General features: G+C 63.8%; 25 protein-coding genes. 15 read left to right on the top strand and 10 right to left on the bottom strand.

Annotation, left to right across the window (positions count from 1 at the left end; genetic code table 11):
* The first annotated feature begins 75 nt into the window (after positions 1 to 75).
* Positions 76 to 1,530, top strand: a complete 1,455-nt coding sequence (gene xylB / locus AC1DZU_RS02680) for a xylulokinase (RefSeq protein ID WP_477282206.1) — start codon at positions 76 to 78, stop codon at positions 1,528 to 1,530.
* A gap of 38 nt (positions 1,531 to 1,568) precedes the next feature.
* Here the strand turns inward: xylB and AC1DZU_RS02675 are convergent, their stop codons facing one another.
* Positions 1,569 to 1,931, bottom strand: coding sequence for a nuclear transport factor 2 family protein (locus AC1DZU_RS02675; RefSeq protein WP_477281474.1), 363 nt, complete (start codon positions 1,929 to 1,931; stop codon positions 1,569 to 1,571).
* Between the two features lie 114 nt (positions 1,932 to 2,045).
* Between AC1DZU_RS02675 and xylA the strand changes: the two genes are divergently transcribed.
* The 4 genes from xylA to AC1DZU_RS02655 all read left to right on the top strand — a co-directional run bounded on the left by xylA (position 2,046) and on the right by AC1DZU_RS02655 (position 5,195).
* Positions 2,046 to 3,371 carry a xylose isomerase gene (gene xylA / locus AC1DZU_RS02670; protein ID WP_477281472.1) on the top strand — a complete coding sequence of 442 codons (1,326 nt, stop codon included), beginning with the start codon at positions 2,046 to 2,048 and terminating at the stop codon, positions 3,369 to 3,371.
* 144 nt (positions 3,372 to 3,515) lie between these two features.
* Positions 3,516 to 3,992: an N-acetyltransferase family protein gene (locus tag AC1DZU_RS02665; RefSeq protein WP_477281470.1), complete on the top strand. Its 477-nt coding sequence runs from the start codon at positions 3,516 to 3,518 to the stop codon at positions 3,990 to 3,992.
* 174 nt (positions 3,993 to 4,166) lie between these two features.
* A complete protein-coding gene (locus AC1DZU_RS02660) occupies positions 4,167 to 4,370 on the top strand; it encodes a hypothetical protein (RefSeq protein WP_457151085.1) in 204 nt (67 codons plus the stop codon).
* A 60-nt stretch (positions 4,371 to 4,430) separates the two neighbouring features.
* The gene (locus AC1DZU_RS02655) at positions 4,431 to 5,195 is read left to right on the top strand and encodes a TIGR01458 family HAD-type hydrolase (protein WP_477281468.1); all 765 of its coding nucleotides are present in this window, start codon (positions 4,431 to 4,433) and stop codon (positions 5,193 to 5,195) included.
* Here AC1DZU_RS02655 and AC1DZU_RS02650 read toward each other — a convergent pair.
* On the bottom strand, positions 5,173 to 6,156 hold the full coding sequence (locus AC1DZU_RS02650) for a GlxA family transcriptional regulator (protein WP_477281466.1): 984 nt from the start codon (positions 6,154 to 6,156) through the stop codon (positions 5,173 to 5,175). The two genes, AC1DZU_RS02655 and AC1DZU_RS02650, sit on opposite strands and share 23 nt — an antisense overlap.
* Before the next feature lie 135 nt (positions 6,157 to 6,291).
* Between AC1DZU_RS02650 and bcoG the strand changes: the two genes are divergently transcribed.
* The 8 genes from bcoG to AC1DZU_RS02610 all read left to right on the top strand — a co-directional run bounded on the left by bcoG (position 6,292) and on the right by AC1DZU_RS02610 (position 14,461).
* Entirely contained in the window at positions 6,292 to 7,209 is a 918-nt protein-coding gene (gene bcoG, locus AC1DZU_RS02645; protein WP_477281464.1) for a 3-dehydrocarnitine:acetyl-CoA trimethylamine transferase BcoG, read from the top strand.
* 21 nt (positions 7,210 to 7,230) lie between these two features.
* Positions 7,231 to 7,854 (top strand): HD domain-containing protein, encoded by a 624-nt coding sequence (locus tag AC1DZU_RS02640; RefSeq protein ID WP_477281462.1) that lies wholly within the window; start codon positions 7,231 to 7,233, stop codon positions 7,852 to 7,854.
* 2 nt (positions 7,855 to 7,856) lie between these two features.
* On the top strand, positions 7,857 to 8,939 hold the full coding sequence (locus AC1DZU_RS02635) for a carnitine 3-dehydrogenase (RefSeq protein ID WP_477281460.1): 1,083 nt from the start codon (positions 7,857 to 7,859) through the stop codon (positions 8,937 to 8,939).
* A 4-nt stretch (positions 8,940 to 8,943) separates the two neighbouring features.
* Entirely contained in the window at positions 8,944 to 10,107 is a 1,164-nt protein-coding gene (locus AC1DZU_RS02630; RefSeq protein WP_477281458.1) for an acyl-CoA dehydrogenase family protein, read from the top strand.
* Between the two features lie 84 nt (positions 10,108 to 10,191).
* Entirely contained in the window at positions 10,192 to 12,270 is a 2,079-nt protein-coding gene (locus AC1DZU_RS02625) for an acetate--CoA ligase family protein (protein ID WP_477281456.1), read from the top strand.
* Positions 12,263 to 13,045, top strand: a complete 783-nt coding sequence (locus AC1DZU_RS02620) for a carnitinyl-CoA dehydratase (RefSeq protein ID WP_477281454.1) — start codon at positions 12,263 to 12,265, stop codon at positions 13,043 to 13,045. The genes AC1DZU_RS02625 and AC1DZU_RS02620 overlap by 8 nt, the downstream gene beginning before the upstream one ends.
* A 31-nt stretch (positions 13,046 to 13,076) precedes the next feature.
* Positions 13,077 to 14,006, top strand: a complete 930-nt coding sequence (locus AC1DZU_RS02615) for an alpha/beta hydrolase (RefSeq protein ID WP_477281452.1) — start codon at positions 13,077 to 13,079, stop codon at positions 14,004 to 14,006.
* Positions 14,007 to 14,140: 134 nt separating this feature from the next.
* The gene (locus tag AC1DZU_RS02610) at positions 14,141 to 14,461 is read left to right on the top strand and encodes a hypothetical protein (protein WP_477281450.1); all 321 of its coding nucleotides are present in this window, start codon (positions 14,141 to 14,143) and stop codon (positions 14,459 to 14,461) included.
* Here the strand turns inward: AC1DZU_RS02610 and dapA are convergent.
* Positions 14,420 to 15,373 (bottom strand): 4-hydroxy-tetrahydrodipicolinate synthase, encoded by a 954-nt coding sequence (gene dapA, locus AC1DZU_RS02605; RefSeq protein ID WP_477281448.1) that lies wholly within the window; start codon positions 15,371 to 15,373, stop codon positions 14,420 to 14,422. The two genes, AC1DZU_RS02610 and dapA, sit on opposite strands and share 42 nt — an antisense overlap.
* A 49-nt stretch (positions 15,374 to 15,422) precedes the next feature.
* On the opposite strand from dapA, the gene AC1DZU_RS02600 reads away from it, so the two are divergent.
* Positions 15,423 to 15,803: a hypothetical protein gene (locus tag AC1DZU_RS02600; protein WP_477281446.1), complete on the top strand. Its 381-nt coding sequence runs from the start codon at positions 15,423 to 15,425 to the stop codon at positions 15,801 to 15,803.
* 18 nt (positions 15,804 to 15,821) lie between these two features.
* Here the strand turns inward: AC1DZU_RS02600 and AC1DZU_RS02595 are convergent, their stop codons facing one another.
* From AC1DZU_RS02595 to AC1DZU_RS02565, 7 genes are all read right to left on the bottom strand, one after another.
* Positions 15,822 to 16,043 carry a hypothetical protein gene (locus tag AC1DZU_RS02595; RefSeq protein ID WP_477281444.1) on the bottom strand — a complete coding sequence of 74 codons (222 nt, stop codon included), beginning with the start codon at positions 16,041 to 16,043 and terminating at the stop codon, positions 15,822 to 15,824.
* A gap of 20 nt (positions 16,044 to 16,063) precedes the next feature.
* A complete protein-coding gene (locus tag AC1DZU_RS02590) occupies positions 16,064 to 16,255 on the bottom strand; it encodes a hypothetical protein (protein WP_095083129.1) in 192 nt (63 codons plus the stop codon).
* 201 nt (positions 16,256 to 16,456) lie between these two features.
* Positions 16,457 to 18,115, bottom strand: coding sequence for an FAD-binding dehydrogenase (locus tag AC1DZU_RS02585; RefSeq protein WP_477281441.1), 1,659 nt, complete (start codon positions 18,113 to 18,115; stop codon positions 16,457 to 16,459).
* 85 nt (positions 18,116 to 18,200) lie between these two features.
* Positions 18,201 to 19,187 (bottom strand): Gfo/Idh/MocA family protein, encoded by a 987-nt coding sequence (locus AC1DZU_RS02580; RefSeq protein WP_477281439.1) that lies wholly within the window; start codon positions 19,185 to 19,187, stop codon positions 18,201 to 18,203.
* Positions 19,188 to 19,266: 79 nt separating this feature from the next.
* Entirely contained in the window at positions 19,267 to 19,842 is a 576-nt protein-coding gene (locus AC1DZU_RS02575; RefSeq protein WP_477281437.1) for a YceI family protein, read from the bottom strand.
* 71 nt (positions 19,843 to 19,913) lie between these two features.
* Positions 19,914 to 20,492, bottom strand: a complete 579-nt coding sequence (locus AC1DZU_RS02570; RefSeq protein WP_477281435.1) for a cytochrome b — start codon at positions 20,490 to 20,492, stop codon at positions 19,914 to 19,916.
* Positions 20,493 to 20,649: 157 nt separating this feature from the next.
* Complete coding sequence (locus AC1DZU_RS02565) at positions 20,650 to 21,540, bottom strand: LysR family transcriptional regulator (protein WP_477281433.1); 891 nt, start codon at positions 21,538 to 21,540, stop codon at positions 20,650 to 20,652.
* Positions 21,541 to 21,722: 182 nt separating this feature from the next.
* Here AC1DZU_RS02565 and AC1DZU_RS02560 point away from each other — a divergent pair, with 182 nt between their 5' ends.
* Positions 21,723 to 22,718 carry an aldo/keto reductase gene (locus AC1DZU_RS02560; protein WP_477281431.1) on the top strand — a complete coding sequence of 332 codons (996 nt, stop codon included), beginning with the start codon at positions 21,723 to 21,725 and terminating at the stop codon, positions 22,716 to 22,718.
* The last annotated feature ends 111 nt before the right edge of the window (positions 22,719 to 22,829 follow it).

Raw genomic sequence — 22,829 nt, 5'->3', positions numbered from 1 at the left:
CGGATCTTGTCTTAAAAACTGGCCAAGCCAGATTTTTTCGAGATCCGAAAAAATTAAATGGCATGGGAGGAAATCATGTATCTCGGCCTCGATCTCGGGACATCGGGCGTCAAGGCGCTTCTGATCGATGCCGAGCAGACAGTCATCGGCTCCGGTCATGCATCGCTCGACGTATCTCGGCCGCATCCGGGCTGGTCGGAACAGGATCCGTCTCACTGGATACGCGCTTGCGAAGAAGCAATTGCCGAACTGAAGGCTTCCCACCCAAGCCAGCTCGCCGCAGTGAAGGGCATCGGCCTGTCGGGACAGATGCATGGCGCGACCCTGCTCGATGCTGCAGACAAAGTGCTGCGGCCCTGCATCCTGTGGAACGACACGCGCAGCCATGCCGAGGCGGCGGCGCTGGACGCCGACCCGCGCTTCCGCAAGCTGACCGGCAACATCGTCTTTCCCGGCTTCACCGCGCCGAAGCTTGCCTGGGTGAAGAACAACGAGCCCGCAGTCTTCGCCAAGGTCGCAAAAGTGCTGCTTCCCAAGGATTTCTTGCGGCTCTGGCTTTCTGGCGAACACATTTCGGAAATGTCGGATTCGGCCGGTACCTCCTGGCTCGATGTCGGCAAGCGGCACTGGAGTGCTGACCTGCTCGCGGCGACATCGCTCGACGAGAAGCAGATGCCTTCGCTGGTCGAGGGCACTGAGAAGGCCGGAGCGTTGCGCAGCGAACTGGCCTCGAAATGGGGCATGCAGGTTGGCATCCCAATCGCTGGCGGCGCCGGCGACAATGCGGCTTCGGCATGTGGCATGGGCACGGTCGGTCCAGGCCACGCCTTTGTCTCGCTCGGCACATCGGGTGTGCTGTTTGCCGCCAATGCTTCCTATCTGCCCAACCCGGCAAGCGCCGTCCACACCTTCTGCCATGCGCTGCCGAACACCTGGCATCAGATGGGCGTCATCCTGTCGGCGACCGATTCGCTGAACTGGCTGGCGGAGATCACGGGCAAAGGCGCAGGCGAACTGACCGCCGAACTCGGCGATACGCTGAAGGCGCCGAGCGGCGTGTCCTTCCTGCCGTATCTGTCGGGCGAGCGCACGCCCTACAATGATGCTGCCATCCGCGGCGCGTTCACCGGATTGGCGCATGAATCGAGCCGCGTGGTGCTGACGCAGGCCGTGCTCGAAGGCGTCGCCTTTGCCTTCCGCGACAGTCTCGAAGCCTTGGCCACAGCCGGCACGACCTTGACGCGGGTGACGGCGATCGGGGGTGGTTCGCGTTCGCGCTACTGGCTGAAAGCGATCGCCACCGCGCTTGGCCTGCCCGTCGATATTCCCGCCGATGGCGATTTCGGCGCCGCCTTCGGCGCGGCGCGGCTTGGCTTGCTGGCGGCGACGGGTGCCGATCCACTCAGCATCTGCACAGCCCCAAGGACGGATGCCACCATCGAACCGGATGCGGCTCTCGGCGGCGCCTATGCCGATGCCTATCAGCGCTACCGGGCGCTGTATCCGGCGATCAAGGTGGCCACGGCGTGAGTGCGTTCTCGCCCACGCCGCGGCCCGTCAGGACGGCGTTATTGCGCCGGCACCTTGTCGAGAAAGCCGGTGACGCTCTTCAGGCGGCCGTTCTCGATGACGCCGATGTCGGTGCCTTCGATGACGGAAGGAGTGCCCTCCGGGCCGAGATTCCACGAAAAGCGGATCTTGTCGGCAAAACCGTCCGGCGTGCCCTTCAGCGAGAAACGGAAGCCGGCAAAGCGCTGCTGCACGCCGTCGATCAGCGTCGCGACACCCGAATGGCCGTCGCCCTGCATCAGCGGATCACGATAGCTGACGTCCTCGGTGAAGGTCGCCTTGAGCAAGGCTTTCCGGCGGTCAACGTCGCTTTCGTTCCAGGCGCTGATGTAGCCTTCGGCGATCTTGATGAGGTCGGTCATGGTCTGTCTCCTTTGTTTGACGGTTTTGACATGAGCCTTTTCGATCAGCGGAAGAACGAAACCAATTACGCCTGAGGTAATCAGGGGCGAACTATTCGAGAGAGGACAAAGATCATGAGCAGCGGATTTTTCGGCGACATCAAACAGATCAAGTATGAAGGGCCGGATTCGACCAATCCGCTCGCCTACAGGTTCTACAATCCCGACGAGGTGGTGGCCGGCAAGCGGCTGGAAGACCATCTGCGCTTCGCCGTCGCCTACTGGCATTCCTTCGCCTGGCCGGGCGGCGACCCGTTCGGTGGCCAGACCTTCGACCGTCCGTGGTTCCCGAAAGCGGGTGGCGTCGACACGATGGAACTGGCGAAGCTCAAGGCCGATGTCGCCTTCGAGATGTTCTCGCTGCTCGGCGCACCCTATTTCTGCTTCCACGACGCCGACGTGCGGCCGGAGGGCAAGGATTTCTCCGAAAGCGCTGCCCGCCTCGACGAGATCGCGGACTATTTCGCCACCAAGATGAAGCAGACCGGCGTCAAGCTTCTGTGGGGCACGGCGAACCTGTTCTCCAATCGCCGCTTCATGTCGGGCGCCGCCACCAATCCCGATCCGGATGTCTTTGCCTATGCGGCGGCGACGGTGAAAAGCTGCATCGACGTCACCAAGCGGCTGAAGGGCGAGAACTATGTTCTGTGGGGCGGGCGCGAGGGCTACGAGACGCTGCTCAACACCGACCTTGCGCGCGAGCAGGAACAGGCAGGCAGGTTCCTCAGCCTCGTCGTCGACTACAAGCACAAGATAGGTTTCAAGGGCACGATCCTGATCGAGCCAAAGCCGCAGGAGCCGACCAAGCACCAGTACGACTATGATGTCGCGACGGTCTATGGCTTCCTCAAGCGCTTCGGGCTGGAGAAGGAGGTCAAGGTCAACATCGAGCAGGGCCACGCCATCCTGGCCGGCCATTCCTTCGAGCACGAGCTGGCGCTGGCCAATGCGCTCGGTATTTTCGGTTCGATCGACATGAACCGCAACGACTACCAGTCGGGCTGGGATACCGACCAGTTCCCCAACAACGTGCCGGAAATGGCGCTGGCCTATTACCAGGTCCTGCAGGCCGGCGGCTTCAAGACCGGCGGCACCAATTTCGACGCCAAGCTGCGCCGCCAGTCGCTCGACCCCCAGGATCTGCTGATCGGCCACATCGGCGGCATGGATTCGTGCGCGCGCGGCCTGAAAGCCGCGGCTCGCATGGTCGAGGACAAGGCGCTGTCGGCGCCGCTGGCAGAGCGCTACGCCGGCTGGAACACGGCCGAGGGTAAGGCGATGCTGTCGGGCAAGCGCACGCTGGAAGAGATCGCCGAGCGCGTCGTCAAGAAGAAGATCGAGCCGCAGCCAAGGTCCGGCCGCCAGGAACTGCTGGAAAACATCGTCAACCGGTACGTGTGAAGCCTGATCTCTGGACCGACATCCACCACCTCTGGCTGAAAGCAGCCGTGGTCGCCTTCTGCTAGTCACGGATCTTTGTTGGCCTGTGCGAGTTCAAGGTGCCGCGCCGCGAAAAGGCGACGCGGCGGCTGGCAGGAGGAGGAAATGGCAGAGGATCGAATCATCGTGCGCCGGGCGCAGGCAAGCGATATCCCGGCGCTGAAGCAGGTGCTGCAGGAAACATTCGAAGGCACCTGGCTGCCGAACATCACCGAGGAATCGGCGCAGCGCTACGTCGAATCGGATATTGGCGGGCGCTATGTCGACCAGAGCTGGCCGGAATTTGCCGTTGCCGAGATCGATGGCAACGTCGCCGGCCTGATCCATTGGCGCGCGGACTTCATCGAGGCCCTGCACGTCATGGCGTCGCGCCAAGGGCAAGGCGTTGGCCGCAAGCTGCTTTCCCATGCCGAACTGGCGATCGCTGCCGCCGGATTTGCGCAGGCGCGGCTGGAAACCGACACGTTCAACCTGCGCAGCCAGACGCTCTACAAAGCGATCGGCTATGCCGAGAAAGATCGCTACCCCGACGACGAATGGGACAGTGGCTTCACCACCGTGCTGTTCGAGAAGCGGCTGTAGAAGTCTCCGACCTGGCCTAGCCAGACGCAGGAACGGCTTTGCGCAAGGCTGGCTCCGACGACACGGTTTGGCCCTTTCCCGCCCTTCAATGACCTCCCTCTTGCCTTCAAACTGCCGTCACGTATCTCGTATAAGACTGGCTCGTGGCGGGAAGGAAGAAGGAGGCGAACCGATATGCAGAACGAACGTGAAATCGACGCCCTGCTCTCACCTGGCGAGGCCGGATCGATCATCGACCGGCTGATGGCAATGCCGCATCCGAAAGACGGCACGCAGCGCACAAACGAATGGGATCGCGCGGTTGCAGCGCGGCTTGAAACGGTGCTGGCCAAGAGCATGCGCTCGCGCATTGTCCACGAAAACCGCGATGTCGCTTGAAGGTCCCTGTGGTTTGACGAACGAAGCCTGTTTCGTCATCCTTCACCGATGGTACGCGCGGTGCTTCTGGACCTTTTGGGTGTCGTCTACAATGGCGACACCCCGATAGCGGGCGCTGTCTCGGCAATCGATCGCCTGCGCAATGCGGGCTTGCCGCTCCGCTTTGTCAGCAACACTACTCGCTCACCACACAAGGCAATCATCGCGCAACTTACGGCCCTCGGCGTCGAGGTTGGAGAAGCGGAATTACTGACGCCGGCGCGTGCCGCCGTCGAATGGCTGCGCAGGCACGGCCTCACACCGCATCTGCTCGTCCATCCCAACCTGGAGCCTGAGTTTTCCGGACTGGACGGCGCAAATGGTCGGGCCGTCATCGTCGGAGATGCAGGCGAAGCCTTCGATCATGCCAGGCTCAACCGGGCGTTCCGCGAACTGGTGGCCGGCGCCGATTTTGTGGCGCTCGCCACCAATCGCACCTTCAAGGATGCAGACGGTCTGCTCAGCCTCGACACGGGCGCCTTCGTTGCCGCCCTCGAATTCGCCAGTGGCCGAAGCCCTGTCGTGCTCGGCAAGCCGTCACCGGACTTCTTTCTTTCGGCGCTTGCCAATATGAACTGCTCGGCCGCCGATGCGGTCATGGTCGGCGACGATGCCGAGAGCGATGTCGCCGGCGCGCTGCGCGCCGGGCTTGGTGCGGCGCTGCATGTGCGGACAGGCAAGTATCGCCCAAACGACGAAACACGTTTCAATCCGGCGCCCACGGCTGTTGTAGATGACCTCGCCGCCGCGACCGACTGGATACTCACCAACCGCGCCGTACTCTGACTGGCGCCTCGCCAAAAGCTCTCGAAAACGCTCTGGAAAACGCCGCGGCCGACGAAAATCCGGTCCGCCCGGCAATATCGGCCATCGCCACCCGGGTGTCGACCACCAGCCGGCGGGCCGCCCCCAGCCGAAGCCTGAGATAGTAGGCACCCGGCGTCTCGCCGATCGACTTGCGGAAAATGCTTTCCAGGGTTCGTGCCGTCACTCCGGCGCGTTTTGCCACCGCTTCTATGGTCAGCGGCTGGTCGACATGCGATTCCATCAATCGGATGGCTTGCGCCAGTCGTGGATCATAGCCATCGAGCCGGCCGAGCGAGACCAACGGCTGGGCATCGGTGGCCGCGCGTGCCTGGTCGTAGATGAAGACGCTGGCGACATCGAGCGCCACCGCCATGCCAAGGCGCGTGCGAATGAGATGTAGCATCAGGTCGAAGGTCGGCGACGCGCCGCCCGAGGTGAAGACCGGTCCGTCGATGACATAGCGGTCCGGGCGGACATCGACGCCGGGAAAGGCCGACGAAAAATCCTCCATGTCCTCCCAGTGGGTGGTGGCACTGCGCCCTTCCAGCAGGCCGGCGCGCGCCACCAGCCAGGTGCCGGCCTCGACGCCGCCGCAGGCCCGCGCTGCCCGTGCCGCCCGTCGCAAGCCTGAAAGCAGAGCCGACGTTGCGTAGTTCTGGGTGCCGAAGCCGGCGACGACGACAAGCACGTCCGTTGGATCGGCCGCGTCGAAGCGGCCACTGACTGCCACCGGCAGGCCGCACGTGGTGACTGGAGCCTCGCCAGTCACCGAGACCAGCTTGAAATCGAAGAGGGTCTCGCCGGAGATGCGGTTGGCGGCGCGCAAGGGATCGACGGCCGACGCGACGCACATGATGGACGAGCCGGAAAACACCAGCAGCGTGACCTTGAGCGGCAGGCGCTCGGCGCGAAAGATATCGGATTTTTCGCTTTTTATCATATGCCCTTCGTAAAAGGCAAAACAGTTTCCGGCAAGTCAGGCAATGTTGATTGGTTCTTATGCATGTCGGTGTCCCAAGACCGGTTGCCAACTTTGGGCGGCATGCATGGTTGTTTCGATTGGGAGGAGAATTCGATGCCGCTCGCGATGAACCGTGAGGTCTTCATTACCTGTGCCGTGACCGGGTCCGGTGGCTCGCAGGACCGCAGCCCGCATGTGCCGCGCTCGCCCAAGCAGATCGCCGATTCGGCCATCGACGCGGCTAAGGCGGGTGCCGCGATCGTGCATTGCCATGTGCGCGACCCCGAAACAGGCAAACCTCGTCGCGACGTGCATCTCTACCGCGAAGTGACCGAGCGCATCCGCGCCGCAAACGTCGACGTCATCCTGAACCTGACCGCCGGCATGGGCGGCGACATGGTGTTCGGTTCGCCCGAAGCACCGCTGCCTTTGAATGAAAAAGGCACCGACATGGGCGGCGCCACCAACCGCATGGAACATGTGCGCCAGTGCCTGCCGGAAATCTGCACGCTCGACTGCGGCACCATGAATTTCGCCGAGGCCGACTATGTCATGACCAACACGCCCGGCATGCTGCGCGCCATGGGCGGCATGATGACGGCGCTCGGCGTCAAGCCGGAGATTGAGGCCTTCGACACCGGCCATCTGTGGTTCGCGAAGCAGTTGGTCGAAGAGAAGGTTCTCAACCCGGATGCCCTGGTGCAGCTCTGCATGGGCGTTCCGTGGGGTGCGCCTGACGACCTCAACACCTTCATGGCCATGGTCAACAATGTGCCGTCGACCTGGAACTGGTCGGCCTTTGCCATCGGCCGCAACCAGATGGCCTATGTAGCCGCGGCGGTGCTGGCCGGCGGCAATGTCCGCGTCGGGCTCGAAGACAATCTGTGGCTCGACAAGGGCGTGCTGGCGACCAATGCGCAATTGGTCGAGCGCGCCGCCGGCATCATCACCAATCTGGGCGCCAGGATCCTCGGGCCCGAAGAAGTGCGCAAGAAGCTTAATCTGACCAAGCGGGCGCCGATAGCGGCATAGCTCAATCGCTGGGAGGTCGGCATGACTACCGTCAAGTTCACGGCGATGAAGGATGGCGACAGGCAGGACTACGAGTTCCTAAACGCGCATGAGATCGACTATGCGGCGAAGACCGGCGAGCGGCTGCTCGACGCGCTGGTCCAGCTCGATGAAGGCCTGTCGGGCTACAAGATCACCCGGCTCGGCCATTCGCTGCAGGCGGCGACGCGCGCTTGGCGCGACGGCGCCGACACCGACTGGATCGCTTGCGCGTTGCTGCACGACATCGGCGATATCTACGCGCCCTACAATCACGACGAATACGCTGCTTCGATCCTGAAACCCTTCGTGCGCGAGCAATGCACCTGGGTGGTGGAGAAGCACGGCGACTTCCAGCGGCTCTATTACGCCCATCATCTCGGCGGCAATCGCCACACCCGCGACCGCTTTGCTGGCCACGCCTATTTCGACGATTGCGATCAGTTTTGCGAACGCTGGGACCAGTCGAGTTTCGACCCCGACTATGAGACGCTGCCGATCGAATTCTTCCGACCGTTCGTGCTCGAAGTCTTTGCCCGCAAGGCCTATGACCCGTCCGTGATCCGCGCCGGCGAGCGCGTGCCTCTCCTCGATCCCGAAACTGCCACCAAGAGAACCGGAGCCTAAGCATGAGCATCATCAACAAGGCGGCCGCCATCGGCGGCGGTGTCATCGGCGCCGGCTGGGTGGCACGCCTGCTGCTCAACGGCATTGACGTTTCGATCTTCGATCCCGATCCGGAGGCGTCGCGCAAGGTCAGCGAAGTGATGAAGGGTGCGCATCGCGCCTACAAGCAGATGGTGCCCGGCGGCCTGCCGAAAGAGGGCCGGCTGACCTTTGCCAAGACCATCGCCGAGGCGGTGGCCGACGCCGATTTCATCCAGGAAAGCGTGCCGGAACGGCTCGACCTCAAGCACCGCGTGCTGGCCGAGATCGATGCCCACGCACCAGCCAATGCCATTGTCGGTTCTTCGACCTCCGGCATCAAGCCGACCGACATGCAGGTGGCGATGAAGAAGCACCCTGAGCGGTTGGTCGTCGGCCATCCGTTCAACCCGGTCTATCTGCTGCCGCTGGTCGAGATCGTCGGTGGCGAGCAGACCTTTCCCGAAGCAATCGAAGTCGCCAAGGAGATCTACGCCTCGATCGGCATGAAGCCTGTCGTCATCCGCAAGGAAATCGAAGCCTTCGTCGGCGACCGCCTGCTCGAAGCGGCATGGCGCGAGGCGCTGTGGCTGATCAAGGACGGCATCTGCACGGTCGAGGAGCTCGACGACATCATGCGCTATGGCTTCGGCCTGCGCTGGGCGCAGATGGGCATGTTCCAGGTCTATCGCGTCGCCGGCGGCGAGGCCGGCATGCGCCACTTCATGGCGCAGTTCGGTCCCTGCCTCAAGTGGCCGTGGACCAAGCTGATGGACGTGCCGGAGTTCAACGACGAATTGGTCGACCTGATCGCCACGCAATCGGACGACCAGGCGCATGGGCTGTCGATCCGCGAGCTGGAAAAGATCCGCGACGACAATCTGGTCGCGATCATGGACGCACTGTCGAAGCAGAACAAAGGCAAGGGCTGGGGCGCCGGCGCCTTGCACAAGGACTATACCAAGCAGTTGGCCAAACTGGCGGCGAAGAAGCCGACCGGTTCCAAGGCGGCAGAGAAAGCCAAGGCAAGCAAGCCGAAGAAGAAGACCGGCAAGAAGAAGGGTTGACCCCATGGATTTCGGGCTGTCGGAGGAACAGAGGCTCATTGTCGAGACGACGCGTGCCTTCGTCGAGAACGAGCTTTATCCGCATGAGCGCGAGGTCGAGCGCACCGGCGTGCTGCGCCGCGAACTGATCGAGGAGATCAAGGTCAAGGCGATAGAAGCCGGCCTGTACGCCGCCAACATGCCGGCGGATGTCGGTGGCGCCGGGCTCGATACGGTGACCTGGCTGCTTTATGAAAAGGAGCTCGGCCGCGCCAACTATGCCCTGCATTGGACCTGCGTGGCGCGCCCTTCCAACATCCTTTTGGCCGGCACGCCGGAGCAACGCGAAAAATATCTGTTTCCTTGCATCCGCGGCGAGAAATGGGACTGCCTGGCGATGACCGAGCCGGGCGCCGGCTCCGATCTGCGCGGCATGAAGGCGACCGCGGTGCAGGATGGCGACGACTGGGTGCTGAATGGCACCAAGCACTTCATCAGCCATGCCGATCTCGCCGATTTCGCCATCGTCTTCATGGCCTCGGGCGAAGAGGATTCGCCGCGCGGTAGGCGCAAGAAGATCACGGCCTTTTTCGTCGACAAGGGCACCAAGGGCTTTGCCGTGCGCGACGGCTATCGCAACGTCTCGCATCGCGGCTACACCAACGCCATCCTCGAATTCGACGATTGCCGGCTTCCGGCAAGCCAGGTGCTCGGCGAGATCCACAAGGGATTTGACGTCGCCAATTCCTGGCTAGGCGCCACCCGGCTGCAGGTCGGCGCCACCTGCCTCGGCCGCGCCGAGCGGGCGCTTGGCCATGCCGTCGAATATGCCGCGCAGCGCCAGCAGTTCGGCCAGCAGATCGGCAAGTTCCAGGGCGTGTCGTTCAAGCTTGCCGACATGGCGACGGAACTGAAGGCGGCTGACCTGATGGTGTTCGAAGCCGGCTGGAAGTACGATCAGGGCACCGTCACCGATCAGGACATGGCCATGGCCAAACTGAAGGCCACCGAAATGCTTGCTTTCGTCGCCGACGAAGCGATCCAGATCCATGGCGGCATGGGGCTGATGGACGACCTGCCGTTGGAGCGTATCTGGCGAGACGCGCGCGTCGAGCGTATCTGGGAAGGCACGTCCGAGATCCAGCGCCACATCATTTCACGGGCGCTGCTGCGCCCGTTTGGAGCCTGAGCATGATCGCGAAAAGTGGTATCCGGTTTTCTCGGACAAACGATCTCGTTTGTCCCGAGATCATGCTCCAACGAGAAAACCATCATGCATAAACTCGAACGTCTCCTGCGGCCGAAGTCGATCGCCGTCTTCGGCGGTGCGCAGGCTGCCGCCGTCGTCGCGCAATCGATCAAGATGGGCTTTGCCGGCGAGATCTGGCCGGTACACCCGACCAAGGACGAGGTGGCCGGCCGCAAGGCCTATCGTTCGGTGGCCGATCTGCCCGGCGCACCTGACGCCGCCTTTGTCGGTGTCAACCGCCACCTGACCATCGAGGTGGTCAAGGCGCTGGCCGAACGCGGCGCCGGCGGCGCCGTCTGCTTTGCCGCAGGCTTCCTCGAGACCGAGGCCTATGACGACAACGGCGAGCGGCTGCAGGCCGAGCTGGTCTCTGCGGCGGGCCAGATGCCGATCATCGGGCCTAATTGCTATGGCCTGATCAACTATGCCGACGGCGCACTGCTGTGGCCCGACCAGCATGGCGGCATCAGGCTGGCCGAGGGCGGCAAGGGCGTCGCCATCATCACCCAGTCGTCCAACATCGCCATCAACATGACGATGCAGAAGCGCGGCCTGCCGATTGCCTTCCTGATGACGGCCGGCAACCAGGCGCAGACCGGCCTTTCCGAAATGGCGCTTGGCCTGATCGAGGATGAGCGGGTCACGTCGCTCGGCCTGCACATCGAAGCCTTCGATTCGGTCGCCGGCTTTGAACGGCTGGCGGCCCGGGCCCGCGAACTGAAGAAGCCGATCATCGCCATGAAGGTCGGACGTTCCGAACAGGCGCGGCAGGCGACAGTCTCGCACACCGCCTCGCTGGCCGGCTCGGACGCGGCCTCGGGCGCCTTCCTGAGGCGGCTCGGCATTGCCCGCGTCGATTCCATCCCCGCCTTTATCGAGGCGCTGAAGCTGCTGCACGTCACCGGCCCGCTGCCCGGTTATCGTCTGTCGTCGATGAGCTGCTCGGGCGGCGAGGCATCCGTCATGGCCGACAGTGCCGAGGGCCGCTGGGTCAATTTCCCTGAGCTGACCGGTTCGCACCGCGCGCACGTCAAATCGACGCTCGGGCCGCTGGTGGCGGTGGCCAACCCACTCGACTACCACACCTTCATCTGGAACAACGAGCCGGCGATGACCGCCACCTTCACCGCCATGGTGTCGGGCGGCTTCGACCTCAACATGCTGGTGCTGGACTTCCCGCGCCCCGACCGCTGCTCGGACACCGACTGGTGGGCGACGCTGCGCGCCTTCGAATCGGCGCTGAAGACCAACAGGGCGCAAGGCGCCATCGTCTCCTCGCTGCCCGAGAACCTGCCGGAGGAGTACACGGCCGGACTGATGGCGCGTGGCATGGTGCCGTTGTTCGGCATTTCCGAGGCCATGGACGCCGCCCAGGCGGCAGCCTTCATCGGCTGGGCATGGCGCGAGCCACAGGCGCAGCCGATCGACACATCTGCCTCCGGCGCGCCCGGTGGCGACCACATCACGCCCGACGAGGCCGAGGCGAAATCCCGGCTGATCAAGGCCGGCCTGCCAGTGCCCAAGGGCGAACGCGCCGCCAATGCCGTCGAGGCGGTGATCTCGTCGATGGCGCTCGGCTTTCCGGTGGCGCTGAAGGCGCTGGGCGTTACACACAAATCCGAGGTCGGTGCTGTCAGGCTCAACCTCAAGGACGCCGAATCCGTCAGCACGGCAGCGCATGACCTGCTGCCGCTCGGCACCGGCCTCTATGTCGAGCGCATGGTGCGCGACGGCGTCGCCGAACTGATCGTCGGCTTCACCCGCGACCCGATGTTCGGCGCTGTGATGACGCTGGGCACCGGCGGCGTGCTGGTCGAGCTGCTGCGCGACAGCGTCACGCTGATGCTGCCGGCAACCCGCGACGACATCGAGGCCGCGTTGCGCGGCCTCAAACTGTTCCCGCTGCTCGCAGGCTATCGTGGCCGGCCGAAGGCCGACGTCGCCGCGGCCATCGAGGCCATCTCGGGCATTGCCGCCTTCGTGCAACAGAATGCCGGCGAGATCGAGGAACTCGACATCAACCCGCTGATCGTCTGCACGGAGGGCAAGGGCGCCTGGATCGCCGACGCGCTGCTGGTGCTGGGAGACAAGAAGAATGTCTGACGTCATTTCGACCCGCCGCGAAGGCACCATCCTCGAGGTCACGCTCGACCGCCCCAAGGCCAACGCCATCGACCTCAAGACCTCGCGGCTGATGGGCGAAACGTTCAAGGCATTCCGCGACGATCCGGAGTTGCGCGTCGCCATCGTCAAGACCGCCGGCGACAAGTTCTTCTGCGCCGGCTGGGACCTGAAGGCGGCTGCCGGCGGCGATGCGGTCGACGGCGACTATGGCGTCGGCGGATTTGCCGGACTGCAGGAACTGCGCGACCTCAACAAGCCGGTCATGGCCTGCGTCAACGGCATGGCGGTGGGCGGCGGCTTCGAGCTGGCGCTATCGTGCGACCTCATCTACGCCTCCGATCATTCATCTTTCGCACTGCCCGAGATCCGCGCCGGCACGTTGGCTGACGCGGCGACGATCAAACTGCCGAAGCGCATCCCCTATCATGTCGCCATGGACCTTTTGCTCACCGGCCGCTGGATGGATGTCGCGGAGGCGCATCGCTGGGGTCTGGTCAACGAGGTGCTGCCCAAGGAGAAGCTCGAGGACCGCGTCTGGGAGATCGCCCGGCTGCTCGCTGGCGGCCCGCCGCTGGTGTTTGCCGCGATCAAGGAGACGGCGCGGGTGGCGGAGGCGCTCACCTTCCAGGACGCGATGAACAAGGTGACGCGCCGCCAGTTGCCGACGGTCGATGCCCTCTATGGCTCCGAAGACAATATGGAGGGTTTTCGTGCTTTCGCCGAAAAGCGCGAGCCTGTGTGGAAGGGGAAGTAGTGGCGGCCCCATGGCCGACTACAAAGCCCCCATGACCGACTACAAAACCTTCATCGACGCCGAGACCTGGGCCTTCATCGAGCGGACCAATTCCTATTATCCGCCTGACACGATCGACTACACGATCGCGCAGCAGCGCGAGATCTATGACCGCATGTGCCGCGAGTTCTTTGCCGGCTATCCCGAGGGTGTTGCGGTCGAAACCTCTGCCATTGCAACGCCCACCCATGATATCCCGATCCGCATCTACCGGAGCGCGCCGCAGGCAGCGGCGACGGTGCTTTACTTCCATGGCGGCGGCTTCATCCTTGGTGGCCTCGACAGCCATGACGATGTCTGCGCCGAGCTCTGCGCCCGCACCGGCTATGAGGTGGTCTCGGTCGACTACCGGCTGGCGCCGGAGCACGTGCATCCGGCGGCCTTCGACGACGTGATGAGCGCCTTTGAATGGGCCACCGCCAATCGCGAGCATCCCATCGTGCTTTGCGGCGACAGCGCGGGCGGCAATCTTGCCGCTGCCGTCAGCCATGCGACACGCGGCCATCCGCGCAAGCCGGTCGGCCAGGTTCTGATCTATCCCGGACTCGGCGGCGACCGCTCGCGCGGCTCTTATGTGACGCATGCCGAGGCACCGATGCTGACCATGCGCGATCTCGAGTTCTACAAGAACATCCGCACCGGCGGCGTGGATGGGACCGGTGACATCACGCTGTCGCCGCTCGCCGATGGCGACTTCGCCAATCTGCCGCCGACGGTGCTGATCACTGCCGAGTGCGACCCGCTGTCATCAGACGGCGAAGCCTATCGCGACCGCGTCGCCGCCGCCGGCGGACGGGCATATTGGTTCGAGGAACCTGGGCTGGTGCATGGCTATCTGCGAGCCCGGCACACGGTCGGCCGCGCCCGCGCCAGCTTTACGCGGATCGTCGATGCGGTAGCCGCTTTGGGAAGGGACGAATGAGTCCGGTTAGCGCCGTCACACATGCGGCGTATATAATTCAGGTCAAAACCTGCTCTCGAATTCCTATGCGGCCAGCGATTAAGTACTTCCGGGCCGCCGCTCGACGCGGCCGGAACGACAGACTGGCTTCAAACATGAAATCACATTCAGTCTGGCTGACCTCCAGGGTCAGCCGCAGGGTGCCGACGCAACATTTTGTCCTGGCAAACCTCAGAGAACAGGGCGCGATCATCGGCCGGCTCGCCGGCCATCCGATCGCCGAAACGGTCGTCGATGCGAGCGGATCCAGATATCGCTATGCGGGCGTTGCAGCGCGTGACGCCGATGGACGTTTCGATGTCGAAGCGCTGCGGGCTGGCGAATGGATCGTCCAACCGGGCCTGGTCTATGCCGCTGACGGCAAGGCCGCTCCGTCAAAACCGCTGCTGAGCAGGCGCGGCCGCGATCCGTCCTGATTGCATTGCGCTGGATCCGCCCTCGTTCAAAGTCACCATCGCCTTTCGAATCGCCGTCGCGGTTTCGGGACGGACAGCGGTCATTGGCAAGCGGACGTCCGGGCTCAGCCCCAGCGCCAGGTGCAGGGCGTATTTGACCGGCACGGGATTGCTCTCCAGCTCGAGGGCCGCGATGAGTGGCCGCAACCTATGATGGATGGCCCGAGCGGCATGGTGGTCGTCTTGCCGGCAGGCATCATGCATCTCGACGCACAGTCGAGGGGCGACGTTGGAGACCACGGAGATCGTGCCACGCCCGCCCATAGTGTTGAAGCCGAACGACGTGGCGTCGTGACCGGACAGGCAGATGAAGCGGCGCCTCAGCACGGCGGGAAGCGAGGACAGGCGATTCACATCGCCAGTGGCGTCCTTGATGCCGACGATGGTCGGAATCTGCGCCAGGCGCTCGACCGTCTCCAGCGACAGGTCGACACCGGTCCGTGCCGGGACGTTGTAGACGATGATCGGTATCTTGACCTTGCTGGCGATCGCTTCGAAGTGGCGGAAAATCCCCTCCTGGCTCGGCCTGTTGTAGTAGGGCGTGACGATGAGGGCAGCGTCGGCGCCGAAAACCTCGGCGGCTGTCGAAAGAGCAATCGTCGTCTCGGTGCTGTTCGTCCCGGTGCCCGCGATGATCGGCACCTTGCCCGCGGCAATTTTCACGCAGAGCGCGATGATGTCGAGGCGCTCCTCCCACGATAAGGTCGGGGACTCACCGGTGGTGCCGCACGGCACCAGCCCGTTGATCCCTTGTTCGATCTGCCAGCGCAGCAGCGTGGTCAGTTGCTTCAGGTCGACCTCGCCGTCGGTGAATGGCGTTACCAGCGCGGTCATCGCTCCGGTCAGGCGCGTTCGTGCTTGTTCGGGTGTCATGGGAATCAAATTCTCCTTGGTGATTTTTAGGGGACGCCGCCTGTTCGCGGTGCGAAAGAAGCAAAGCCGAGAGCACCGCTGCTGCCAGATCGGTGTGGTCCGCTTCGACTTTGCCGGCGTTGCCCGGCGTCGCTACAGGCGGGGTTTGAATGGTGCAAAACCATCGCTCGCCGATACTGCTGAGCGACGAAACCGCGCGCTCCGGTTTCGACAGGGCGACGAGCAGGAGGACGGCGTCGAGCGTGGCGCCGGCCTCGACCAGGCCGGCAAACCGCCGGCCTTGCCGGGACGATCTGTCGAGCGACAGGCCGCGTGCGGCCTCCCACAGCTGGTGTTCGATCAGCCTGCCTACATGCGGGAGACGATCGAACAATCCGGCCAGATCGGCAGTGTTGGACGTGTCCATGGTCAGACCGTTCCGGAAAGGTGAAAGCAGCCGGAAACAGGATCAGTTGAACAGGGAAAGGCACACGCTTGCCGGGGCGAAGCGTATCGCGCCGGCCTGATGACCGCTTTCCATCGTGGCGAAACGAACAGCCGAGGTCCTGTCGGCGAAAACACCGCCGGTCATGCCTTCTTCGTCGCGCGCGATCCAGTGGCCTTCGCCATCGCGCCCAACCACGAAGCGGTGAAGGGCGTTTCCGTCAGAGGGGATATGAGAACGTTGCATGATAATCTTCTGCCTTGCGATCAGGAAACTTGAGCAGCGATGGTGGCCGCGACCAGCAAGCCGCCGGCGACCAGGAGCCACCATGTCGGAGTGAAGGGCGCGACCAGGCTGCCCGGCCGGCGATTGTTGTTGGCCGCCCGCCTGATTTGCTCGAGCTGCGACGCCGGCAGCGGACGATGGGTGGGCAGATAGAGCCCGTCCGAGAGGAACATCGAAGACTTCCTTCTTTCTTAACTGTCGCCACGAAGTGATGACTGCCTGCAGCGGCTCAAGACCGGCTGCACTCAGAAAGATAAAAGCATCCGCATTTGTATTCGAGGCGGCCGAAAACTGAAAAATATAAAAAAGTCATATGTTTATCGCCTGGGCGTATGTGGCCCCCAAGCAGGAAATCGGACCGCCGCGGCGCTGTTTCACGCCACCGCGGCGGCCGCGGCCCGGCCGGCGCTGCGGCCGGAAAAGATGCAGCCGCCGAGGAACGTGCCTTCAAGCGCGGCATAGCCATGCACACCGCCGCCACCGAAACCTGCGGCCTCGCCAACGGCATAGAGCCCCACCACCGGCTGGCCGTCGGCACCCAGCACGCGGCTGTCGAGATCGGTCTCCAGGCCGCCCAGCGTCTTGCGGGTCAGGATGTTGAGGCGGACCGCGATCAGCGGGCCGTTTGCCGGGTCAAGCATTTTGTGCGGCTTGGCCGTGCGGATCAGCTTGTCGCCAAGGTAAGCACGCGCACCGCGCAACGCGGTGATCTGCATGTCCTTGGAGAACGGATTATCGAGCTGCCGGTCGCGGGCGCGGATCTCGCGTTCGACCTTTGCGAGTTCGAGTAGCGGCTCGCCGCCGGCCAGCGCGTTCATGCGGGCGACCAGCGTCGACAGGTCGGCCTCGACGATGAAATCCTCGCCCTTTTCCATAAACGCCTTGACCGGGCCCGGAATGCCTGACGTGGCGCGGCCGAGGACCTGGCGCCAGCTCTTGCCGGTCAGGTCGGGATTCTGTTCGGAGCCCGACAGTGCGAACTCCTTCTGGATGATCTTCCTGGTCAGGATGAACCAGGAATAGTCGAAGCCGGTGCTCATGATGTGGCTGAGCGTGCCCAGCGTGTCGAAGCCGGGATAGAGCGGCACCGGCAGGCGCTTGCCCCTGGCATCGAGCCACAGGGATGACGGGCCGGGCAGGATGCGGATCGCATGATCGGTCCAGATCGGCGCCCAGTTCTTGATGCCCTCGACATAGTGCCACATGCGGTCGCGGTTGATGATGCTGCCGCCGGCCGTTTCGGTGATCGCCAGCATGCGGCCGTCGACATGGTCGGGCACGCCCGTGATCATGCGCTTGGGTGCCGCGCCCAACCGCTGTGGCCAGTTCTCCCGGACAAGCTGTTGGTTGGCGCCGATGCCGCCGGAGGCAACGATCACCGCTTGCGCATGAAGCTCGAAATCGCCTGATATGTCGCGCGAGCTCTTGTGGCCACGCTCGACGGTGCTTGGCTGCAGGATGTCGCCGCGCACGCCGTCGACGATGGCACCCGTGCGGGTCAATTCGTTGACCCTGTGGCGGAATTTGAAGCGGATCAGCCCACTTTTCTCGGCTTCGCGGACGCGCTGGACGAAGGGTTCGAGCACGCCGGGGCCGGTGCCCCAGGTGACGTGAAAGCGCGGCACCGAATTGCCATGGCCGATGGCATTGCCACCGCCACGCTCGGCCCAACCGACGACGGGAAAGAATTTCAGGCCGCGCTGCGTCAGCCATGAGCGCTTCTCGCCGGCGGCGAAGCCGACATAGGCTTCGGCCCATTTGCGCGGCCAGTAATCTTCCGGGCGGTCGAAAGCGGCGGTACCCAGCCAGTCCTCGAGCGCCAGATCATGCGAGTCGCGGATGCGCATGCGCCGCTGCTCGGGCGAATCGACGAGGAAAAGGCCGCCGAACGACCAGAACGCCTGGCCGCCGAGCGACTGTTCCGGTTCCTGGTCGACGATGACGGTTTTCTTGCCGGCCTCGGCAAGCTCGGCGGCGGCGACCAGCCCGGCGAGGCCGGCGCCGACAATGATCACGTCCGCATCGTCAGCCATCTTTCCCCCTCCCCATTAGCCGGCTAAAGCAATTCCAGGAAATCGTGAAACGGTTTCCTGGAATTGCGTCGAACAAAGGGCTTGGCTAGACGGCCTCCCAACCTTCCTTGCCGCCAGCGCGGAAGATGGCGTCGATGACCTTCTGGTTGAGCACGGATTCTTCCAGCGTGAAGACTCGCTCCTTGCCGCCCTGCGCGGCCCGCGCGAAGGTCTCGACCTCCAGCCGGTACTGTTGGGTGCCGGGAAAGCGGAATACCTGCGCCTCGGTGTGGTTCTGGTTGTGCAGTTCGACGCGGTGATGGTCGTAGAGCCCGGCGTTGAAGGGCGAAAACACCTCGATGAACCCCTCCTCGCCATGGAACACCATGACCTGGCGCGCTGCCATCTGCGTCGACAGGTAGAAGGACAGCTCGAAGTCGCCGAAATCGGCGCGGATCGAGGAATAGATGTCGGTGCCGAATGTCTTGTCGCGCTCTATCGTCGCCTGGACGCGCAACGGCTCCTTGCCAGTGGAAAAGCGCGTCGAGACCGTGGGGTAGACGCCGATGTCGGGCAGCGCGCCGCCGCCGAGATCGAGCTTGTTGCGCATGTTGTTGGGGTCGACATTGTAATAGGAGAAGGCGCCCTGGACGTGGCGCAGGCGGCCGATGGCGCCGCTGGCGATGAGATCGCGCACCTTGATCCATTGCGGGTGGTAGATGACCATGAAGGCCTCGCAGACCAGCACCTTCTTGACATCGCGCAGCTTGATCAGCGGCAGAATGTCCTTGGCGTCGAGCGCCAGCGGCTTTTCGACCAGCACGTGCTTGCCGGCCTCGATCGCCTTGGCCGCCCATTCGACGTGTTGGGAGGTCGGCAGCGGGATGTACACGCCGTCGACCTCGCTGGAGGCGAGCAGGTCCTCATAGGAGCCGAAGGCATGGCGCGCGCCGAAGCGCTCTGCCAGTGCCTTGGCTTTCGATAAATCGCGGCTGGCAATCGCCGACAGAACGCCGTTCTCCGCGTCGACCATTGCCGGCAACAACTGCTCGCGGCCGATCTTGGCCGTCGACAACACACCCCATCGGAACATCAGGCTTCTCCATAGCGATTGCAGGCGACGAGGTTTGCCCGAAATCTCAGGAAAAGCCAATGACCAGGACTGCCTGGATTCAGCCCCGTTTGCCCGTCAGCGTCATGTCGAAGTCGACGATGTTGGAATAGATCGGCGTGCCGACATCCATGCCGTAGCGTGACCTGAGCACCTGGCCGGTGACATGGAATTCTATCGTGCCGGCCTTCAGACCGCCAAGCTCGGCCGTGAACTTTTCCGGGAATGTCTTGCCGCGCGCCGTCAGCCGGCCGCTGACGAGCGCCGTGGTGTCGCTGGTGCGGGTCACGCTGGTCGAGCGGAACTGGATCTCAGGGCTGTCTGCGGCGTCGAACACCGCGTCGGAGCGCAGGAAGGCATCGATGCGGCCCTGGCCGGTGCCGACGCTTTCGGGAAATATGGTGAAATTGACCTGCGAGCGGGCGACGTCGCTGTTGTCGATGCGGATCGAGCCTTTGAAGCGGCCGAAGGCGCCATCGAGGCCGCCGCCACCGACCTTGCCGATGGAAAAGCGGATCGAGGAGTTGGCCGGGCTGATCGCGTAACTGCCGGCGGCATCACCAAGCGCGATTGCCGCTGAAGCCGGCATGGCAAGGCAAACGGCGACCGCCGCAAATCCGAGGATACGCGTGTACATTGAGGTGTTCCTTGTTGTAGGCAGCGCATTTCCTGCGCGCCCTCACAAAATGAACGAATGACCCGGCCGCTCTATTCCGCACCGTCCTCTGACGAAGGCGTGATCATGCGTGTGAGCACGCCATCCCTGAGCTGGAAATGATGACGCAGCGCCGCCGCGACATGCAGCACGACCAGGGCCATGCCGGCATAGGCGAGATACCAATGCGCTGACGCCCAGAAGCTTTCGGCCGCATCCGATTCGGCCAGCGGCAGGTTCGGCATGAGGAAAAGATTGAACGGCAGGCTGGGGATCTCCAGCATCGACACCGACACCAGCGCCCAGCCGGACAAGGGCAGGGCCAGTTGAAACGCGTAGAGCGCAATGTGAGCGAGCGGCGCGGCCCGCCTCTCCAAGGTTCCAACCGAGCGCGGCAGCGCCGGCGCCGCATTGCCGAAGCGCCAGGCGATGCGCAGGATCACCAGTCCGAGCAGCAGAAAGCCGAAGGATTTGTGCAGCTGGATCAGTTCGAAGGCAGTGCGCTGGCTGGTCAGCCGCACCATGATGAAGCCGAGCCCGAACTGGCCGATGAAGATCAGCGCAATCAGCCAGTGAAGAATGATCGCACCCCAGCCATAGCGGGTCGTGCTGTTGGTAATTGATGCCTGCATGGGACGTGAACGAATGCCGGGGCGACTATCTTCCTTCGCTCCACCCTTCCCTTGCTCGCAGCGGCGATTGCGAGACGGGGGTGCGCTCTACGAGACTGCCACCCCGCTTCGTAAAAGCCGCCTTGCGCGCGACCCTCCAGCAAGGGCGAGGGTGAAGTTATCCGCTCACCTTGAAAAAATCGACGAAGGCGCGCAGCGCCGGCCGCATCTGGCGGCGGCTGGGATAGTAGACGAAGAACCCCTCGAAAGGCGGGCACCAGTCCTCCAGCACGCGGATCAGTCGGCCGTCGGCGAGCGGCGTGGCGACATAATCCTCGAAGACGAAGGCGAGCCCGGCGCCATCGACGGCCGCCCGGGCGATCAGATGGTCCTCGTCGAGGACAAGCGGTCCCTGCACGGCCATCTCGATCGCCTCGCCGCCCTTCTCGAACTCCCACCGGTAGAGAATGCCACTGGAGAAGCGGAAGCGGATGCAGCGATGATCGGCAAGGTCGCGCGGATGATGCGGTTTCGGCATGGCCGCGAAATAGGCTGGCGCGCCGACCACCGCGCCGCGAATGTCCGGCCCTATGCGCACGGCGATCATGTCGCGCTGCAGGCTCTCGCCGAGCCGCACACCGGCATCGAAACCGCCCTCGACGACATCGGTGAAGCGGTCCTCGATGACGATCTCCAGCACGATATCGGGATAGGCCGCGGCAAAGGCGCCGAGCCGTGGCGTCAGCACCAGATGCGCTGCCGTGCGCGGCACGCTGAGCCGCAGATTCCCGGCCGGCCGGTCGCGCGACTCGACCGCCGTCTCCAGAGCCAGGTCGATCTCGGAAAGGGCCGGCCGCAGCCGCTCCAAGAGTTGCGCGCCTTCTTCCGTCGGCGCGACGCTGCGGGTGCTGCGCGCCAGCAGCCGCACGCCGAGCCGCGCTTCCAGACTGGAGACCGCATGGCTGACCGCCGATGGCGCGATGGCCAATTCCCTGGCCGCGCCGCGAAAGCTGCCGCATTGGGCAACGGTTGCCAGCACGGCCAGTTGGGAGAGATGCGCTCGGTTCATTGATCTATTTTTTGGAACAGCCCGTGCAAATGAGAGACGATTATCGAACAGAAAGCAAGGCGCTATCTCCTCATGCATGTCGCCCAAGAGTGCGCAGCGGTTTTGGGGCAACGACATGCACAAAACAAAGACTTAAAGCGCGTTGTCGACGCGCTTTAAGCATCACAACAAGGAGACGCGTGATGCAAACCCGCAAGCTTGGAACTGAATTGACCGTCTATCCCGTCGGCCTCGGCTGCATGGGGATGAGCTTTGTCTATGGCGGCCAGCCGGAAGCTGACGCGATCGCCACGTTGCACCGCGCCGTCGACATCGGCGTCAATTTCTTCGACACGGCGGAAGTCTACGGTCCGTACGAGAACGAGATCCTGCTCGGCAAGGCGCTGAAGTCGGTGCGGGACAAGGTGACCATCGCCACCAAATTCGGCTTCAAGATTTTGGAGGAAGGCACCGGCATCGAGCGCATGGCTGGCGTCGACAGCCGCCCCGAGCACGTCAAGGCGGTTGCCGAGGCGTCGCTGAAGCGGCTGGGCACCGAAGTGATCGACCTCTACTACCAGCACCGCGTCGACCCCAATGTGCCGATCGAGGATACGGTCGGCGCCATGGCCGAGTTGGTGCGCGAGGGCAAGGTGCGCGCGCTCGGCCTGTCGGAGGCGAGTGCCGCGACCATCCGCCGGGCGCATGCCGTGCATCCGATATCGGCCGTACAGAGCGAATACTCGCTGTGGAGCCGCGATCCGGAAGACGAGGTGTTCGCCGTCTGCCGCGAGCTTGGCGTCGGCTTTGTCCCCTACAGCCCGCTCGGCCGTGGCCTTTTGACCGGCACCATCGCCAAGCCCGAAGCCTTGGGTGACGACGACTGGCGGCGTGGCCTGCCGCGCTTCCAAGCCGACGCCATGGCGGCCAATGCCGCAGTCATCGCCACGCTGGAAAAGATGGCGGCTGAAAAGGGCGTGACCCCGGCGCAGCTGGCGCTGGCCTGGGTGCTGCACCAGGGCGATTTCATCGTGCCGATCCCCGGCGCGCGAAAAATCCGCCATCTGGAGCAGAACACGGCGGCGGCCGGGATCGAGCTGAGCACGGCCGAGGTGCAAGCCATCGGCGACGCGCTGTCTCCCGACAAGGTTGTCGGCAAACGCTACACCGAGGAGTTATTGGCGCTCGTGAATGGGTGAACGTTGATCTCGGAAACAAGAGGGGCGCTTCGGCGCCCCTTTTTTCGAACCTCGCGCGGTGCAGAAAGTTGCGAGACGGTGGCGCAAAACACCCCCTCTGCCCCGCCGACG

It is taken from the genome of Mesorhizobium sp. P2_A12 (assembly GCF_056405075.1).
This window is presented reverse-complemented; position numbering and strand designations above follow the sequence as displayed.